Genomic DNA, 16,274 nt, shown 5'->3' with positions numbered 1-16,274 from the left:
GCTGGTGGCACAGTGGGGCAGGTGAATGTTCCCCGCTGGTTCAGCGACACCAAGGACGGCCACTCCGAGTGGTACGTCGACCGCTTCCGACAGATGGCCGCCGAGGGCGCCGACCTCGCGGGGGAGGCCCGGCTGATCGACGCGATCGTGCCGCCCGGGTCCCGGGTGCTCGATGCGGGATGCGGGCCTGGACGGGTCGGTGGAGCGCTGTTCGATCGCGGGCACGTCGTCGTGGGCGCCGACGTCGATCCCTTGCTGATCGAGGCGGCGCGGACCGACCACCCGGGACCGAGGTGGGAGGTGGCCGACCTGAGCACGCTGGAGCTCGACGAGGAGCCGTTCAACGTGGCCGTGATGGCCGGCAACGTGCTGGTGTTCGTCGCGCCGGGCACCGAGGTCGAGGTGCTGCGCCACGTGGCCGCGCACGTGTGTCCCGGCGGACGCATCGTCACCGGCTTCCACACCGATCGCGAGTACGCGGTCGCGCAGTTCGACCACGACATCGAGGCGGCGGGCCTCACGCTGCAGCAGCGCTTCGCCACGTGGGACCTGGTGCCCTTCGGGCCCGACGCGACGTTCGCCGTGTCGTTCCTCGTGGTGCCGGACTAGCCCTGGGCGACCTCGGCGACGTCCTGCCAGTCGTTCCAGGTCGCGAGGCGCTGCTCGTAGTCGGCGGTGGCGATGCCGAGAGGGGCGCTGCCGAAGAACACGCGCAGCGGCGGGTCGTCGGCGTCCACGACGCGCAAGATGGCCTCGGCGGACGCCTTCGGGTCGCCGGGCTGGGCGTTGCGGGAGGCCCGTTGCTGCTCGATCCTGGTGCGGACGTCGGCGTACGCCTCGAGCGGCTCGGACCTCTGGGCGGAGTCGCCGGCCCAGTCGGTGGAGAATCCGGCCGGCTCGATCAGCGTGACCTTGATGCCGAAGTCGGCGACCTCCTGGGCCAGGGACTGCGACAAGCCCTCCAGCGCCCACTTCGACGCGTGGTACATCCCGACGATCGGGAACGCCGTGATCCCACCGATCGAGGAGACCTGCACGATGTGTCCCGACCCCTGCTCGCGCAGGAACGGCAGCGCGGCCTGGGTGACCCACAGGGCGCCGAACAGGTTGGTCTCCATCTGGTTGCGCGCCTCGTCCTCGGTGAGCTCCTCGACCAGGCCGAAGTGCCCGTAGCCGGCGTTGTTCACCACGACGTCCAGGCGGCCGAAGTGGTCGTGCGCCTGCGTGACCGCGGCGAAGTCGGCGTCGCGGTCGGTGACGTCGAGGGAGATCGGGAGCACGGCGTCGCCGAAGCGCTCGACCAGGTCGTCGAGGCGGGAGGTGTCGCGGGCCGTGGCGGCGACACGGTCACCCCGCTCGAGGGCCGCGATCGCCCACTCGCGGCCGAAGCCACGGGAGGTGCCGGTGATGAACCAGGTCTTCGCGTCAGTCATGACGCCCACGGTAGTTGGACCGCGCAACCATCGCGGCCCGGAGGTCAGCGGGCGAGGTGGCGGGCGATGACGAGACGCTGGATCTGGTTGGTGCCCTCGAAGATCTGCATGACCTTGACCTCGCGCATGTAGCGCTCGACCGGGAAGTCCTTGGTGTAGCCGGCACCGCCGAGCACCTGCACGGCGTCGGTGCACACGCGCATGGCGTTGTCGGTGCAGACCAGCTTGGCGATGGACGCCTCGCGGCCGAACGGGCGGCCGGCGTCCTTCAGGCGCGCGGCGGCCAGGTAGGTCGCGCGGGCGGACTCCACGGCGGCGGCCATGTCGGCCAGCAGGAACCCGAGGCCCTGGTGGTCGATGATCTTGCGGCCGAAGGTCTCGCGCTGCTTGGCGTACTCGACGGCGGCGTCCAGCGCTCCCTGCGCCACACCGGTGGCGACCGCCGCGATGCCGAGGCGGCCGGCGTCCAGCCCGGCCAGCGCGATCGAGAGGCCCTGGCCCTCCGCGCCGAGGAGGTGGTCGGCCGGGATGCGCACGTCCTCGAACAGCATCGTGGCCGTGGTGGAGCTCATCAGACCCATCTTCTGCTCGGGGTTGTCCGCCGTCAGGCCGGCCGTCTTCGCAGGCACGAGGAAGCACGAGATGCCACCGGAGCCGTCGGAGGTGCGGGCCATCACCTTGTAGAAGTCGGCCTGCCCGCCGTGGGTGGTCCACGCCTTGGCCCCGTTGATCACGTACTCGTCGCCCTCGCGGACGGCCTTGGTGCGCATGGCCGCCGGGTCCGATCCCGCGTGCGCCTCCGACAGGCAGTAGGCACCCAGCAGCTCGCCGGACAGCATCTCGGGCAGCCAGCGCTGCTTCTGCTCGTCGGTGCCCGCGGTGAACAGCCCGAAGCAGCTGAGGGCGTGCACGCTGGTGCCGACGCCCACCGACGCCCACACCGAGCCGATCTCCTCGAGCACCTGCAGGTAGACCTCGTACGGCTGGCCGCCTCCGCCGAGCTCCTCCGGATAGGGCAGCGACAGCAGACCCGCCTGCCCGAGCGTGGCGAACACCTCGCGCGGGAACGTGCCCGTCGCCTCGGCCTCGTCCACACGCGGCGCGAGCTCCTTGGCGCAGATCTCGCGGGTGAGGGCGACGAGGTCTTCGGACTCCTCGCTCGGCATCAGGCGGGTGGCAGGCATCAGCGGTAGTTCACGAACTGCACGGCGAAGTCGAGGTCGGCGCCCTTGACCAGTGCGATGACGGCCTGCAGGTCGTCGCGCTTCTTGCTGGAGACGCGCAGCTCGTCGCCCTGGATCTGCACCTTGACGCCCTTGGGGCCCTCGTCACGGATCAGCTTGGAGACCTTCTTGGCCTGCTCGGTGCTGATGCCCTCGGTGATGGTCGAGGACAGCTTGACCTCCTTGCCGGACTGACGCGGCTCGCCCTCCTCGAGGGTCTTCAGCGAGATGCCGCGCTTGATCAGCTTGTCCTTGAAGACGTCGAGGATGGCCAGGGCCCGTTCGTCGGCGTTGGCCTCGATCTCGATGCCGAACTCGCCGCTCCAGGCGATCGAGGCGCCGGTGCCCTTGAAGTCGTAGCGCTGGCTGATCTCCTTGGCGGCCTGGTTCAGGGCGTTGTCGACCTCTTGCCGATCGATCTTGTTGACGATGTCGAACGATGAGTCGGCCATGGCTGCTCCTGGGTACGGGGAACTGATTTCTCTCACCCTACGAGGCTGCGCTAGGCTGGCTCGTCGTTGCCTCCCCCACAGCGGGTGGGACGACATCCCGGCAGGTTGCCCGAGCGGCCAAAGGGAGCTGACTGTAAATCAGCCGGTTATGCCTACGCAGGTTCGAATCCTGCACCTGCCACCCCGGTGAAGAGCCGGACAAGGCCCCGTCGCACCTCGTGCGGCGGGGCCTTCTGGTGCTCGTTTCGCCTGCGGGTGTAGACCGGAAGTGAGCTCGACGCGAAGGAGTTGTCATGCAGATGACGCAGAAGGTCCGCCCCCGGTTGGTCTGGGCCGGAGTGTTCACGATGGTCGCCTCGATGGTGCTCGTGGGCGTCGCCAACATGGCGGGGTCCACGCCGTGGCAGGTCGTGGGCGCTGTCCTGCTGCTGGTCGGAGCAGGTTCTGCCCTGTTCGGTGGTGTGATGCGCGACGTGCACGGCTCGATCGCCGCCGCAGAGGACGAGGCCGAGGAGACCGTCGATGGTGAGCGCCGTCGTGGCATCACGCCGGGCGAGCTGATCCACGATCCGCGTGCCCTGGCCGAGGTCGACACGCGTCCGCGCCCCGGCCTGGTGCCCGGGCGGCAGGACGTGGGCGCGCTCGGGCTGGTCGGGCTCGTGGCCACCGGCGTGTGGTTGCTGCTGGGCCGCACCTTCCTCGGGGTGCCGTTCGAGTCGCAGACGAAGGGAGCCTCGCTGCGCGAGGTGATGATCGGTCTGGTGGTCGTGCTGTCGGCGATCCTGCTGCATCAGCACGGTCCGGCGCTGTGGGCGAGCGCCCTGTGTGCCGCAGGAGGCCTGGTGCTGGTGCTGTGCGCCTCCACGCTCACCTACGGCGACGACGCCGAACGGGTCAGCGAGCTGGTCTCCGGGATCGCCCTGGTGGTGTTCGCGTCGGCAACGCTGCTGCGCGCCGCCCCGCGTCAGCTCACACCGAGCGACGCGCCAGGGTGAGCGCGAAGTCGGCGTCGCTCCACAGCTGCTCGAGCTCGAAGCCGGCAGCCGCCAGCTCCGTGCGCAGCTGGTCCGGACGGAACTTGGTGGAGATCTCGACCCGGATCTCCTCGCCGCTGGCGAGATCGATGACGAGGTCGCTGCCGTCGCCGGCCGCGCCGGGAATGGTGACCCGCTGCGGCATCTCGGCGCGTAGGCGCAGGTCCATGCGCTCCATGTGGGGGTCCCACAGCGGCACGTACGCGAACGCGTCGACGTCGAAGTCGGCGCCGAGCTCGCGGTTGACCACGTGCAGGCAGTTGGTGACGAACGCGGCGGTGACGCCCTGCGAGTCGTTGTAGGCGGCGATCAGCCGGTCGCTGGCCTTGACCAGGTCGGTGCCCAGCAGCAGGCAGTCGCCGGGCTCGAGCGAGTCGGCCAGGGCGCCGAGGAAGGCGGCCCGCTCCTCGACGTACAGGTTGCCGATGGTGCCGCCGAGGAACGCCACGACCTTGCGGCCGCCGGCGGGCAGGTGGCCCAGGTGCAGGGTGAAGTCGCCCACCACCGCCTCGACCTGCAGGCCCGGGTACCGGCGCGACAGCTCGTCGGCCGCGGTGCGCAGGGTGCCCTCGGACACGTCGACCGGCACGAACCGGCGCAGTGCCCCGTGCTCGGAGAAGGCGTCGAGCAGAGTGCGGGTCTTGTCGCTGGTGCCGCTGCCGAGCTCGACGACCGTGTCGGCGCCGGAGGCCGTCACGATCTCGTCGGCGTGGGCCACCAGGAGAGGCTCGCTCGGCCTCGGTGGGGTAGTACTCGGGCAGGCGGGTGATCTGGTCGAACAGGTCCGACCCGCGGTCGTCGTACAACCACTTGGGCGGCAGGGTGCGTGGCTGGCTGCCGAGGCCGCGGCGCACGTCGGCCACGAGGCCGTCTGCTGCCCATCCCGGGTCGAGGACGACCGAGACGGTGGGCTTGAGGGGGTGTGCGGTCATGCGGGTGCTCCTCCGTCGGCGAGCCGCAGCCCGGACATGGCCCAGCGCGCGCCGGGTGGGAAGAAGTTGCGATAGGTGAGCCGGGCGTGGCCGGGCGGGGTGAGTGCGCAGCCACCGCGCAGGACCATCTGGTTGGACATGAACTTGCCGTTGTACTCGCCGATGGCACCGGCCGGCGGATGGAAGCCGGGGTACGGCAGGTACGACGACGAGGTCCACTCCCAGCAGTCGCCGTAGACCTGCCGCAGGTGTCCGGTGGGCGGCCCGGCGGCCCGCGCGTGAAAGGTCTCGGTGTCGGCCAGGTTGCCGCCCGCGGTCGCGGCGTCGCCCTGGCCGTCGGCGACCACCGCGTGCTCCCACTCGGCCTCGGTCGGCAGGCGCTTGCCGGCCCACGTGGCGTAGGCGTCGGCCTCGTAGTGGCTCAGATGGGTGGCCGGCAGGCCCGGGTCGACCGGATGGGTGCCGTGCAACGTGTGCTCGTGCCAGACGCCGTCGAGATCGGTCCAGTAGAACGGGGCCCGCCAGCCCTCGGCCTTCACCCGGGCCCAGCCGTCGGAGAGCCACAGCTCGGGGCGGTCGTAGCCGCCGTCGGCCATGAAGTGCATCCACTCGTCGTTGGTGACCAGGCGGTCCGCGACGCGGTAGGGCTCCAGCCAGGTGCGATGCCGGGGCAGCTCGTTGTCGAAGCTGAAGCCGTCGCTCCCGTGCGCGCCGTGCCCGATCTCGACGAGTCCGCCCTCGACGTCGACCCAGCCCATGCGGTCCGGTTCGGAGCGGGGCGAGGGAGCGCCCCCGTAGACCGGCTGCAGCGGGTTGACCGACAAGACGTGCTTGATGTCCATGAGCAGCAGCTCCTGGTGCTGCTGCTCGTGGTGGAAGCCGAGCTCGATCGTGGGCGAGACCTTCTCGAGCGTGCCCTCGTCGAGGGTGGAGACCAGGTCATGGACCCGCGAGTCGACGTTGGACCGGTACAGCCCGACGTCGTGCGCCCCGGGGCGGGTGATGTAGCCGCGCTCGGCGCGTGAGTACCGCGGGCCGACGGCCTCGTAGTAGCTGTTGAACAAGAACCAGTACTGGTCCTGGAACGGCTTGAACGAGCTCTCGGTGTCGGCCAGCACGAAGGTCTCGAAGAACCACGTGACGTGCGCACGGTGCCACTTGGTGGGGGAGACGTCCGGCATCGACTGGACGGTCTGGTCCTCGGGCGACAGGGGCGCGGCCAGCTGCTCGGTGTGCCCCCGGACCCGGTCGTAGAGCTCGATCAGGGTGGCAGGTGTCGCAGTCATCGGGATGTCTCCTCGCCTCAGCTGACTCCACCGTAGGCAGGCCCACCGACAGTCGCACGCCCAGCGGGAAGCTCTTCACGTCCTGTTCACCGTGGCCGGCCCTAGGGTGGACCCGTGGTCTACCGCGCCTTCTTCGACACCGTCTTTCGTGGCATGGACCCCGAGCGGGCCCATGAGCTGGGGTTCGCCGCCATCCGCGCCGGCCGGCTGGTCGGGCCGGTCGTCGCCAAGACCCAGGCTCCGCGCACCGTCATGGGGATCGAGTTCCCGAACGCCTTCGGCCTGGCGGCAGGCTTCGACAAGAACGCCGGCGCCGTCCCCGGACTGCTCGCTCTGGGCTTCGGGCACGTCGAGATCGGCACCGTCACGGCCCAGGCGCAGCCGGGCAACCCGCGCCCGCGGCTGTTCCGCCTGGTCGAGGACCGGGCGGTGGTCAACCGGATGGGATTCAACAACGTGGGAGCGGCTGAGGTCGCCTCGAGGTTGCACCGGCTCCGGGGCACTCGTGCCGGGCGCGACGCCGTCATCGGGGTCAACATCGGCAAGACCAAGGTCGTCGAGGCCGAGCACGCCGTCGCCGACTACGTCGAGAGCGCACGCCTGCTCAGTCCCCACGCCAGCTATCTCGTCGTGAACGTCTCGAGCCCCAACACGCCCGGTCTGCGGGACCTGCAGGCGGTCGACCAGCTCGGCCCGATCCTGTCGGCGGTCAAGGACGAGTGCCGTGGCGTGCCGCTCGTGGTCAAGATCGCTCCTGACCTGGCTGACGTCGACGTCGACGCGGTGGCGGACCTGGCCCTCGACCTCGGTCTGGACGGCATCAGCGCCACCAACACCACGATCGCCCGGCCGGACTCGTTGCGCACCGACCGCGCGACGGTCGAGGCAGCCGGGGCGGGCGGGCTGTCGGGCCCCGTGCTGCGGGAGCGCTCCACCGAGGTGCTCGTGCGGTTGCGAGAACGCGTCGGCGATCGCCTGGCCCTGATCGGGGTCGGAGGAGTGACCACCCCCGACGACGTGCGCGCCCGGTTGGCCGCCGGCGCCGACCTGGTGCAGGGCTACACGGGCTTCATCTACGAGGGCCCGGCGTGGCCCTCGCGTCTCGCCGCTGCCGCGACCTGAGGAAATTTCGCCGAATCGCTCGACAAGTCGTTTGGGTCCAAATAGGTTTGTGTGGTCCCCATCACACCGTCGCCCCCTGCGAAGAGGTTGAGCCACATGAGCACCCATCAACAGTCAGCAACCAGCTCCAGTCCCGCCGGTGAGGAGGGACTCAAGGGCAACAAGCTCGGCATCGCCGGCATCGTCTTCTTCGTCGTGGCCGCCGCCGCTCCGCTCGTCGGCATGACCGGCGCCGTCCCGGTCGCGATCGTCCTCGGCAACGGTGCCGCCGCACCGGGCGCCTACCTCGCCGTCGGCGCCGTCCTGCTGATCTTCAGCGTGGGCTACTCGGCGATGAGCCTGCGCGTCAGCAACACCGGCGCCTTCTTCGCCTACGTGGGCCGCGGCCTCGGCGTCGTGCCGGGCGTCGGCTCCGCGTTCGTCTCCCTGCTCGCGTACCTCGCGATCCAGCTGGCGATCTTCGGGTTCTTCGGGGCCGTGGCGGCCGGCCAGTTCGACGCCAAGATCGGACTCGACCTGAGCTGGTGGGTCTGGGCGCTGCTCGCCTGGGCGATCGTGCTGGGACTGTCGATCCTGCAGGTCGACCTCGGTGCCAAGGTGCTGGGTGTCCTCATGCTCACCGAGGTCGCCTCGCTGGCGCTGGTGGCCGTGGTCGTGCTCGTGCAGGGCGGCGGACCGGACGGTCTCGCCCCCGGATCCTCGTTCTCGCCCGCCAAGATCTTCGAGGGCGGGTTCGCCGGATCGGCCGGCATCGCGCTTGCCTTCGCCTTCGCCTCCTACATCGGCTTCGAGGCCACCGCCATCTACGCCGAGGAGACCAAGAACCCCAAGCGTGCGGTGCCGGTCGCGACCTACATGGCCGTCACCCTCATCGCGGTCCTGTTCGCCCTCACCTCCTGGGCGGTGGTCAGCGGGATCGGCAGCACCAACATCGTCGACGAGGTCGCGACACGCTCCACCGTCGGTGGCGAGCCGCTGGCCGACCCGGCAGCCGTGCTGTTCTCCGTGGCCAACGAGTACGTGGGCAGCTGGCTCGGAACCCTGATGAGCTGGCTGGTGCTGTCCAGCCTGTTCGCAGGTCTCCTCGCATTCCAGAACAGCGCCGCCCGCTACTTCTTCTCGATGGGACGTGCGGGTGTCCTGCCGCGAGCACTCGATCGCGTCAACGGCCGCGGAGCCCCGATCGTCGGCGCCGCCGTCACGTCGACCATCACGCTCGTGGTGATCCTGCTGTTCGTCGTGACCGGCAAGGACCCGGTCCTGAACCTGTTCTACTGGTTCAGCGCCGTGGCCGTGCTCGCGATCGTGCTCGTCGAGGTCCTGGTCTCGGCAGCGGTGATCGTGTACTTCCGCCGCACCGGCGAGGACACGCGGGTCTGGAACACGATGATCGCGCCTGCGTTGTCGATCGTCGGACTGGCGCTCGGCGCCTACCTGGTCGCGGCCCGGTTCGGCCTGCTCGCCGGCACCGTCGCCGACGGCGTGGACCCCACGGCCCAGACCTTCGGCCTGTCCGCGCTCGGCTGGTTCCTGGTGCTCGCGCCGTTCATCGTGTTCGCCATCGGGCTCGTCGTCGGACGCGTCCGCCGGCGCGAGGAGAACGCCGACGCGATCGCCGACCTGGTCAGCTGACCCGGGTCACGTGAACGGCACGAGGGCCCCGCGACCACGGTCGCGGGGCCCTCGTGCGTCGGGTGGGACTCAGTCGGCCACGTAGTACATGCGCTTGTTGACGAACTCGTCCATGCCGAGAGGGCCCAGCTCGCGGCCGAAGCCGGACCGCTTGACCCCGCCGAACGGGACGTCGGCACCCTCGCCGGCCGGCGTGTTGACGTTGGACATGCCGACCTCGAGGTGATCGGCGATCCTGCGGGCGCGATCGAGGTCGGTGCTGAACACCGCGCCGCCGAGTCCGTAGTCGGTGTCGTTGGCGAGGGCCAGGGCCTCCTCGTCCGACCCCACCTTGTAGACCACGGCCACCGGACCGAACAGCTCCTCGCGGTAGGCGCGCATCTCCTCGGTGATGCCGGTGAGCACGGCGGGGGAGTAGTAGGCCGCCGGCCCGTCGCCCAGGACGCCCCCGGCGTGCAGGGTGGCGCCCTTGTCGACGGCGTCCTGCACCTGCTCGGCGAGGTTCTCGGCGGCTGCGCGCGACGACATCGGCGAGAACGACTCCAGGGTCGATGCCTTCTCGGTCAGACGAGCGACGAACCCGTCGAACATGTCGTCCATGACGATCATGCGCTTGTTGGAGTTGCAGGCCTGGCCGGTGTTGCTCATGCGCGTCTCCCAGGCGAGATCGGCCGCTGCCTCGACGTCGTCGCTGTCGAGGATCACGTACGGATCGGAACCGCCGAGCTCGAGCACGCACTTCTTCAGGTTCCTGCCCGCCTCGGCCGCGACGACCGCGCCGGCGCGCTCCGAGCCCGTCAGGGAGACGCCCGCGATGCGGGGGTCGGCGATCATCGTGGAGACCTGGTCGAAGGTGGCGAACGTGTTCACGTACGCCCCCTCGGGAAGGCCGGCGTCGGCCATCAGCTGGGCGACGGCGAGGGCCGATCGCGGCACCGACTCGGCGTGCTTGAGCACGATGGTGTTGCCCAGCATGAGGTTGGGGGCCGCGAAGCGGGCGATCTGGTAGAAGGGGTAGTTCCACGGCATGATGCCCAGCAGAGGGCCGATCGGCAGCTTCTGCACGATGGCGGTGCCGCCGGAGATGCCCTTGATCGGCTGGTCGGCGGCCAGCTCGGGGCCCTCGGTCGCGAAGTACTCGAAGATGTCGCCGCAGAAGTCGGCCTCGCCGACCGCCTCGGCCAACGGCTTGCCCATCTCCTGCGTGGCGATGGCGCCCAGCTCGTCGGCGCGCTCGCGGAACAGGTCGGCCACCTTCTGCACGACCGTGGCGCGCTCGGTGATGGGCACGTCCTTCCATGCGCGGTAGGCGGCGTGCGAGGCGGCGAGCGCGTTCTCGATGTCAGCGTCCGTGGCGTGGTCGAAGGTCTCGAGGACCTCGCCGGTCGATGGATCGGTGACCTGGTAGGTGGGCTGCGTGCTCATGTCAGGCTCCTCAGAAGACGTGGGCGAGATATCCCTCGACCAAAGTACGGGTACGCGCCGCGGATGTCTCCACGCGACCGTCGGTGACGTCGGCGAGATCGGCCGGATCGATCCCGAGCGCCTTCGCCTTCGCGTCGCCGCCCATGTCGAGCCAGCCCTGGAGGATCGCCGGCGTCAGCTCGGGATGGAACTGCAGCCCCATCGATCGTCCGTGCACGAAGGCCTGGTCGGTCGCGGCATTGTGCGCGACCCGCGTGGCACCGGGCGGCAGGGTGAACCGGTCGTAGTGCCACTGGAACCACGGCCCCTCGGGCACGATCTCGGGCCGGTCGGAGTGCACGGAGTGCCAGCCGACCTCGGGGACCTCGCCGAGCACCACGGTGCCCCCGAGCGCCTGCGCCAGCAGCTGGCCGCCGAAGCACACGCCCAGGACGGGTGTGTCGTCTTCGGTGGCGGTCGCCAGCCAGTCCAGCTCGGGCTGCACCCACGACCCGACCCGTTCGGTGTCGTACACGCTCCACGGCGCTCCGAACGGGATCAGGAGGTCGTACGGTCGGTGGTCGGGGAAGGTGAAGTCGACGCCCGGGTCGGCGAACCTCTCGGACGGCACGATCGTGACGGTGTCGAGCTCCCATCCGAGGTCGGTCAGTGCGTCACCGACCAGACCGGGTGCCGAGCAGAAGTCGTGCAGGACCGCGAGCGCCCTCATCGGTGCGTGATCGTGACGGGGAACTTCTTGATCCCGTTGACGAAGTTGCTCCGCACCCGCGTGACGTCACCGGTGAACTCGGCGGTCTTGATGCGAGGGATCAGGGCCTGGAACATCAGCTTGATCTCGAGTCGGGCCAGGTTGTTGCCCAGGCAGAAGTGCGGGCTGCCCTTGCCGAACGTCACGTGGTCGTTGGGTGATCGGGTGACGTCGAAGCGGTACGGGTCCTCGAACACGTCCTCGTCGCGGTTGCCCGAGGCGAACCACATGACGACCTTGTCGCCGGCCTTGATCTGCTGGCCGCGCAGCTCGACGTCGCGGGTCGCGGTGCGGCGGAAGTGGTACACGGGGCTGGCCCAGCGCAGGAACTCCTCGACGGCGTTCGGGATCAGCTCGGGCTGGCGCTGCAGCAGCTCGAGCTGGTCGGGGTGCTCCATGAGGGCGAGCATCGAGTGGCTGATGGTGTGCCGGGTCGTCTCGTTGCCGGCCACGACCAGCAGCAGGAAGTAGTTGTCGAACTCGGTGGCGGTCAGTGGCTCGCCGTCGACCGGCACGCGGTTGACCAGCTTGCTGACCAGGTCCTCGCCATCGCCGCCGCGGCGCTGCTGGGCCAGCTCTCGGCCGTACTCGAACACCTCCAGCGACGCGGGCGACCGGAACGGCAGGTGCTTGTACTTGTCGCTGTCGGCGTCGGAGAGCAGCACCTGGGCGTAGTCGGGGTCGGTGTTGCCGATGATCTGGTTGCCCCAGTGGATCAGCTGGTCGGTGCGGTCGGCCGGCACGTCGAGCATCTGGGCCAGCACCTGGATCGGGAAGTCGGCGCTGACCTCCTTGACGAAGTCGAACGATTCCTGTCGGAGCGCGGCGTTCACGGTGGCTTCGGTCAGGCCCTGCAGGAAGTCCTCGAACTTCTTGAGCGTCTGCCCGCCGAAGTCGCGCTGCAGCAGTTTGCGCAGAGCCCGGTGGCGGGTCCCGTCGGACTCCAGGATCGAGCGCCGCAGGTCCTTCAGGTCGTCGTCGACCTCCTCGAGGTTGACGTAGTCGGTCGAGGTGAAGGTCTCGGCATCGCGGTCGATCGCCACGATGTCCTCGTGCTTGGTGATCGACCAGAAGCCCGAGCCGTTCTCCTCCGGGTTCCAGTGCACGGGCGCCTCGGCGCGCAGGCGGTCGAAGCTGGACCACGCCTCGTTGCGCTCGAACAGGCCGAGGTCGGCCAGGTCGATGTCGGCGAGAGCCGGGCGGTCGAGGCTAGAGGTGGTAGGCATACTCGGTGAACTCCCAGTCGGTCACGTGGCGGTTGAAGCGGTCGAGCTCGTCGCGCTTGAAGGCGAGGAACGTCTGCACGAAGCGCGGACCGAGCAGCTCGGCGAACTCGGTGTCGGCCTCGAGGGCGTCCAGCGACTGCGCGAGTCCGGCCGGCAGCATCTCGGCCTTGCTGGTGTCGTAGCCGTACCCCTCCAGCCCGGGTGGCGGCGTCATCTCGTCGCGGATGCCGAGGTACGCGGCGGCCAGCAGGCCCGCGATCGCGAGGTAGGGGTTGGCGGTCGCGTCGCCGAGGCGCAGCTCCAGGCGTGAGGCGCGGCCGCGCTCCGGAGGCACCCGGACCATCGCGCTGCGGTTGTCCAGGCCCCAGTCGATCAACCACGGAGCCAGGGTGTCCGGGCCGAAGCGCTTGTAGGAGTTGATGGTCGGGTTCGACAGCGCAGCGAGGGCGGGCGCGTGGGCGAGCACCCCGGCGATCGCCGACCGGGCCGTGGCCGACAGGCCGTCCTCGCCGTCGGGGTCGTCGAACAGGTGGGCGCCGTCGTCGTCGAGGGTCGAGAAGTGCAGGTGGAAGCCCGACCCGCCCTCGTCGTTGTACGGCTTGGCCATGAAGGTGGCGAGCTTGCCCTCGCGCCGGGCCAGCTCCTTGACCGCACCCTTGAAGCGGTAGGCGCGGTCGGCGGCGCCGAGGGCGTCGGAGTGCCACAGGTTGATCTCGAACTGGCCGCTGGCGAACTCGTGGTTCGCCGCCACGACGTCGAGGTCGTACCCGGCCAGCTGGCGCAGCGAGCGCAGCAGCACGTTCTCCGGGTCGCCGCGCAGCCCCGAGACGTACACGTTGCCGGGGGCCTCGCCGTAGCGTCGCCATCCCGTGGGTGCGGCGTCGTCCTTCTCCAGGACGAAGAACTCCAGCTCCGGCCCCACGATCGGGCGCATTCCGAGCCCGGAGAACTTCTCGAGCACGCGACGCAGCACGTTGCGGGGGCTCTCCTCGGACGGGCTCCCGTCGGGGTTGAAGACGTCGGCGATCACGTGGGCGACACCGGGCTCCCACGGCACGTCGACGAGGGTGCTGACGTCGGGGAAGGCCACCACGTCGGGCAGTCCGTCGGCCAGGCCGCCCTCGATGGCGACGACGTCGCCGCCCGGGGTCGTGCCGTAGACGGTGCGGCAGAACGCGACACCGTCACCGACCGTGCGGGCGATGTTGGACACCATCAGGTCGCGACCGCGTTCGGTGCCCATCAGGTCCGGGTAGCTCAGTCGCACGACGTCGATGTCGCGGGTGGCGAGCTCGGCCGCCGCCGCTTCGAGAGCATCGGTGTTGAAGTGTCCCACTGGTCCTCCGCCTGATCGTTTGGAGCCAAATCGTTTGGAGCCTTACGATATGACCCCGATCACACTTTGACAAGGCAGGGGGCCAGGTGTGGAGGGTGGGTCCAGATCGAACAGAGGAGCACGCGATGACCAGCTCACACGTCCACGGCACGGATCTCGGCGGCACCGACGAGTTCTGGGGTGACGAGTCCGGCAGCGTCCGCGAGGCCCTGGCCTGGGCGGTCGCCCGCATGGCGCGTTCGTCCGACCCCCGCACCACGGCCCGGCCCGACTCCGAGCTCGCCGAGGAGGCCGGCCGCACCGTCGTGCCCGACGGCATCGGGTCCGCAGAGGCCATGCGCATCTTCAGCGACGTGCTCGAGCCGGCCACCCGGGCCCAGGGGCACGAGCTCAACCTCGCCTACATCCCGGCTGCTCCCAACCGTTCGTCGGTCGCGTTCGACGCGGTCACCGGCAGCGCCAACATCTTCGGCGGAATCTGGGAGGCCGGGGCCGGAGCGATCCACGCCGAGAACGAGGTGCTCTCGTGGTTGGCCGGGCTGCTGCAGTGGCCTGACACCGCCGCCGGGTGCTTCGTGTCCGGCGGCACCACGGGCAATCTCTCGGCGCTGTTCGCGGCCCGCACGCGCGCGCGGCGGCGACGCGGCGCCAAGCCCGAGGGTGGGTGGACGCTGGTGTGCACGAGCGGAGCGCACTCCTCGATCGCGACCGCCGCCGAGGTGCTCGACGTCAACGTGGCGCGCGTGCCGGTCGACGAGCGCGGACACATGACCGGTGCTGCACTCCGTGAGGTGCTGGAGCGCACGCCGTCGGCCTTCGCGGTCGTCACGTCGGCCGGGACGACCAACACCGGCGTCATCGACGACCTCGCGGACGTCGCCGACGCCTGCGCCGACCACGACGTGTGGATGCACGTGGACGGCGCCTATGGCGGGGCGGCGCTGCTCGCGCCGTCGGTGCGGGAGCGCTTCGACGGCATCGAGCGGGCCGACAGCTTCATCGTCGATCCGCACAAGTGGCTGTTCGCCCCGTACGACTGCTGCGCGCTGCTGTACCGCGACGCCGCGGACGCCCGCGACGCCTTCGCCCAGCGCGCCAGCTACCTGGACCACGTCGACCGTGAGCAGCCCAATCCCTCGGACCTCGCCCTGCACCTGTCCAGGCGCGTGCGCGGGCTGCCGCTGTGGTTCGGACTCGCCACGCACGGCACCGACCGCTATCGCGACGCGATCGAGAAGACCTTGGCGACCGCTCGCGAGGTGGCCGCCGGCATCGATGCCATCGACCACCTCGACCTCCTGGTCGCTCCCGAGCTGTCGGTCGTGATGTTCGACCGACCCGGCTGGACCGAGGCCGACTACGCGCGCTGGTGCGACCGCCTGGCGCACGACGGCACCATGCTGTGCGTGCCCACCCGGTGGGCGGGCCGGACCGTGCTGCGGGTCGTGTTCGTCAATCCCGACACCTCGGCCGACGTGGTGCTGCGCATCCTCGACGAGACGACGCGATGACCGCGCCCCGGGCTCGCCGCGCTCTGGCGCGAACCGCGCATCGCGCATATCGTCAGGGTCCAAACGATCTTCTCCCCGAACGATCACCCGAGGAGCACGCATGACCGATCAGCACGGCTTCCTGTACCCCCGCACGCCGCTCGGCAAGGCCGCGCTCATCCCCTCGCCGCCGTGGCACTACTCCGGCGACCTCCTGACCGTGGAGTACCGGACCGACCCGTCCAACGTGGAGGCCCTGCTGCCTGCTCCGTTGTCGCTGGCCGACGACGATCCCGGCGCCGTCGCGCTGATCTGGGCCGACTGGCAGTCGTGCGGCTCCTCGCGCGAGGAGCTGCTCGACCCGATCCGCGCGCAGTACAAGGAGGCGTTCGTCGTCGTCCGCTGCTCCTACGAGGGGCAGACGTTCTCGCGCTGCGTCTACATCTGGGTGGACAAGGACTTCGCCATCGGCCGGGGGCTGCACCAGGGCTACCCCAAGAAGCTCGGCTCGATGTGGCAGACCCGTCCGCACCCCTTCGCGCAGGCGGCACCGCAGATCGCGCCGGGCGGCGTGTTCGGCGCGACGCTGGCCGCTGGCGACCGCCGGCTCGCCGACGCGGTGCTCACCCTGACCGGGAAGTCGGACACGAACGGGTTCGTCAACGGCCACCCGATGGCGCACCACCGCATCTATCCGGGCATCGAGTCCGGGTCGCCGGACGCCTACGTGGAGCTGATCTCGTCGGGCGCCAGCTCGTTCGAGGGTGGTCAGTCCTGGACCGGTGACGTCGACCTGCGCCTGTACGAGTCGCCCACCGAGGAGCTGGCCGAGCTCGAGGTGGAGGAGATCATCGGCGGCTACTACCGCCAGATCGGCGTGGTGTGGGACGGCGGCACCTCGCTGGCAGACCTGACCCAGTAGGCCTTGACCGGGT

Annotated in this window: 15 protein-coding genes, 1 tRNA gene and 1 pseudogene; 7 read left to right on the top strand and 10 right to left on the bottom strand. The window is 70.0% G+C overall.

Going from position 1 to position 16,274, the window contains the following annotated elements; genetic code table 11:
* Nucleotides 1-21 precede the first annotated feature (21 nt).
* Nucleotides 22-609, top strand: a complete 588-nt coding sequence (locus tag AC0L5F_RS07560) for a class I SAM-dependent methyltransferase (RefSeq protein ID WP_473315998.1) — start codon at nt 22-24, stop codon at nt 607-609.
* Here AC0L5F_RS07560 and AC0L5F_RS07555 read toward each other — a convergent pair.
* From AC0L5F_RS07555 to AC0L5F_RS07545, 3 genes are read right to left on the bottom strand one after another with little or no spacing between them, the layout of a single operon-like run.
* Entirely contained in the window at nt 606-1,433 is an 828-nt protein-coding gene (locus AC0L5F_RS07555; RefSeq protein ID WP_473315997.1) for an SDR family oxidoreductase, read from the bottom strand. The two genes, AC0L5F_RS07560 and AC0L5F_RS07555, sit on opposite strands and share 4 nt — an antisense overlap.
* A 44-nt stretch (nt 1,434-1,477) precedes the next feature.
* Nucleotides 1,478-2,617, bottom strand: coding sequence for an acyl-CoA dehydrogenase family protein (locus AC0L5F_RS07550; RefSeq protein WP_473315996.1), 1,140 nt, complete (start codon nt 2,615-2,617; stop codon nt 1,478-1,480).
* Nucleotides 2,617-3,108 (bottom strand): YajQ family cyclic di-GMP-binding protein, encoded by a 492-nt coding sequence (locus AC0L5F_RS07545; protein ID WP_473315995.1) that lies wholly within the window; start codon nt 3,106-3,108, stop codon nt 2,617-2,619. The genes AC0L5F_RS07550 and AC0L5F_RS07545 overlap by 1 nt, the downstream gene beginning before the upstream one ends.
* A gap of 99 nt (nt 3,109-3,207) precedes the next feature.
* Here AC0L5F_RS07545 and AC0L5F_RS07540 point away from each other — a divergent pair.
* Together AC0L5F_RS07540 and AC0L5F_RS07535 are read left to right on the top strand one after the other, a co-directional pair.
* Nucleotides 3,208-3,289 (top strand) — tRNA-Tyr (locus AC0L5F_RS07540).
* A 112-nt stretch (nt 3,290-3,401) separates the two neighbouring features.
* Nucleotides 3,402-4,103: a hypothetical protein gene (locus AC0L5F_RS07535; protein WP_473315994.1), complete on the top strand. Its 702-nt coding sequence runs from the start codon at nt 3,402-3,404 to the stop codon at nt 4,101-4,103.
* Here AC0L5F_RS07535 and AC0L5F_RS07530 read toward each other — a convergent pair.
* From AC0L5F_RS07530 to egtB, 3 genes and pseudogenes are all read right to left on the bottom strand, one after another.
* On the bottom strand, nt 4,078-4,860 hold the full coding sequence (locus AC0L5F_RS07530) for an L-histidine N(alpha)-methyltransferase (protein ID WP_473315993.1): 783 nt from the start codon (nt 4,858-4,860) through the stop codon (nt 4,078-4,080). The genes AC0L5F_RS07535 and AC0L5F_RS07530 overlap by 26 nt on opposite strands.
* A 67-nt stretch (nt 4,861-4,927) precedes the next feature.
* A pseudogene (locus AC0L5F_RS07525) lies at nt 4,928-5,074 on the bottom strand (L-histidine N(alpha)-methyltransferase); the annotation flags it as partial.
* Complete coding sequence (egtB, locus tag AC0L5F_RS07520; RefSeq protein WP_473315992.1) at nt 5,071-6,360, bottom strand: ergothioneine biosynthesis protein EgtB; 1,290 nt, start codon at nt 6,358-6,360, stop codon at nt 5,071-5,073. The gene egtB and the pseudogene AC0L5F_RS07525, both read right to left, overlap by 4 nt.
* Nucleotides 6,361-6,474: 114 nt before the next feature.
* Between egtB and AC0L5F_RS07515 the strand changes: the two genes are divergently transcribed.
* Together AC0L5F_RS07515 and AC0L5F_RS07510 are read left to right on the top strand one after the other, a co-directional pair.
* On the top strand, nt 6,475-7,482 hold the full coding sequence (locus AC0L5F_RS07515) for a quinone-dependent dihydroorotate dehydrogenase (protein ID WP_473315991.1): 1,008 nt from the start codon (nt 6,475-6,477) through the stop codon (nt 7,480-7,482).
* A 96-nt stretch (nt 7,483-7,578) separates the two neighbouring features.
* Entirely contained in the window at nt 7,579-9,114 is a 1,536-nt protein-coding gene (locus tag AC0L5F_RS07510; RefSeq protein WP_473315990.1) for an APC family permease, read from the top strand.
* A 69-nt stretch (nt 9,115-9,183) separates the two neighbouring features.
* Here AC0L5F_RS07510 and AC0L5F_RS07505 read toward each other — a convergent pair whose 3' ends face one another.
* From AC0L5F_RS07505 to AC0L5F_RS07490, 4 genes are read right to left on the bottom strand one after another with little or no spacing between them, the layout of a single operon-like run.
* Complete coding sequence (locus tag AC0L5F_RS07505; RefSeq protein ID WP_473315989.1) at nt 9,184-10,539, bottom strand: NAD-dependent succinate-semialdehyde dehydrogenase; 1,356 nt, start codon at nt 10,537-10,539, stop codon at nt 9,184-9,186.
* Nucleotides 10,540-10,549: 10 nt separating this feature from the next.
* Nucleotides 10,550-11,248 (bottom strand): type 1 glutamine amidotransferase, encoded by a 699-nt coding sequence (locus AC0L5F_RS07500; protein WP_473315988.1) that lies wholly within the window; start codon nt 11,246-11,248, stop codon nt 10,550-10,552.
* Nucleotides 11,245-12,513, bottom strand: coding sequence for a cytochrome P450 (locus tag AC0L5F_RS07495; RefSeq protein WP_473315987.1), 1,269 nt, complete (start codon nt 12,511-12,513; stop codon nt 11,245-11,247). The genes AC0L5F_RS07500 and AC0L5F_RS07495 overlap by 4 nt, the downstream gene beginning before the upstream one ends.
* Nucleotides 12,497-13,849: a glutamine synthetase family protein gene (locus tag AC0L5F_RS07490; RefSeq protein ID WP_473315986.1), complete on the bottom strand. Its 1,353-nt coding sequence runs from the start codon at nt 13,847-13,849 to the stop codon at nt 12,497-12,499. Before AC0L5F_RS07490 ends, AC0L5F_RS07495 begins: the two co-directional genes overlap by 17 nt.
* A 125-nt stretch (nt 13,850-13,974) precedes the next feature.
* Here AC0L5F_RS07490 and AC0L5F_RS07485 point away from each other — a divergent pair, with 125 nt between their 5' ends.
* Together AC0L5F_RS07485 and AC0L5F_RS07480 are read left to right on the top strand one after the other, a co-directional pair.
* On the top strand, nt 13,975-15,360 hold the full coding sequence (locus AC0L5F_RS07485; RefSeq protein ID WP_473315985.1) for a pyridoxal phosphate-dependent decarboxylase family protein: 1,386 nt from the start codon (nt 13,975-13,977) through the stop codon (nt 15,358-15,360).
* 100 nt (nt 15,361-15,460) lie between these two features.
* Nucleotides 15,461-16,261 (top strand): acetoacetate decarboxylase family protein, encoded by an 801-nt coding sequence (locus tag AC0L5F_RS07480; protein WP_473315984.1) that lies wholly within the window; start codon nt 15,461-15,463, stop codon nt 16,259-16,261.
* The last annotated feature ends 13 nt before the right edge of the window (nt 16,262-16,274 follow it).

The organism is Aeromicrobium sp. 10G20-16 (assembly GCF_055809665.1).
Note: the sequence above shows the minus strand (reverse complement) of the source record. Positions and strands in the feature narration are given on the sequence as shown.

Coding starts and splice junctions, on each gene's coding strand:
- AC0L5F_RS07555 (WP_473315997.1), bottom strand. CDS start 1,433: ATGACTGACGCGAAGACCTGGTTCATCACCGGCACCTCCCGTGGCTTC.
- AC0L5F_RS07550 (WP_473315996.1), bottom strand. CDS start 2,617: ATGCCTGCCACCCGCCTGATGCCGAGCGAGGAGTCCGAAGACCTCGTC.
- AC0L5F_RS07545 (WP_473315995.1), bottom strand. CDS start 3,108: ATGGCCGACTCATCGTTCGACATCGTCAACAAGATCGATCGGCAAGAG.
- AC0L5F_RS07535 (WP_473315994.1), top strand. CDS start 3,402: ATGCAGATGACGCAGAAGGTCCGCCCCCGGTTGGTCTGGGCCGGAGTG.
- egtB (WP_473315992.1), bottom strand. CDS start 6,360: ATGACTGCGACACCTGCCACCCTGATCGAGCTCTACGACCGGGTCCGG.
- AC0L5F_RS07510 (WP_473315990.1), top strand. CDS start 7,579: ATGAGCACCCATCAACAGTCAGCAACCAGCTCCAGTCCCGCCGGTGAG.
- AC0L5F_RS07505 (WP_473315989.1), bottom strand. CDS start 10,539: ATGAGCACGCAGCCCACCTACCAGGTCACCGATCCATCGACCGGCGAG.
- AC0L5F_RS07500 (WP_473315988.1), bottom strand. CDS start 11,248: ATGAGGGCGCTCGCGGTCCTGCACGACTTCTGCTCGGCACCCGGTCTG.
- AC0L5F_RS07495 (WP_473315987.1), bottom strand. CDS start 12,513: ATGCCTACCACCTCTAGCCTCGACCGCCCGGCTCTCGCCGACATCGAC.
- AC0L5F_RS07485 (WP_473315985.1), top strand. CDS start 13,975: ATGACCAGCTCACACGTCCACGGCACGGATCTCGGCGGCACCGACGAG.
- AC0L5F_RS07480 (WP_473315984.1), top strand. CDS start 15,461: ATGACCGATCAGCACGGCTTCCTGTACCCCCGCACGCCGCTCGGCAAG.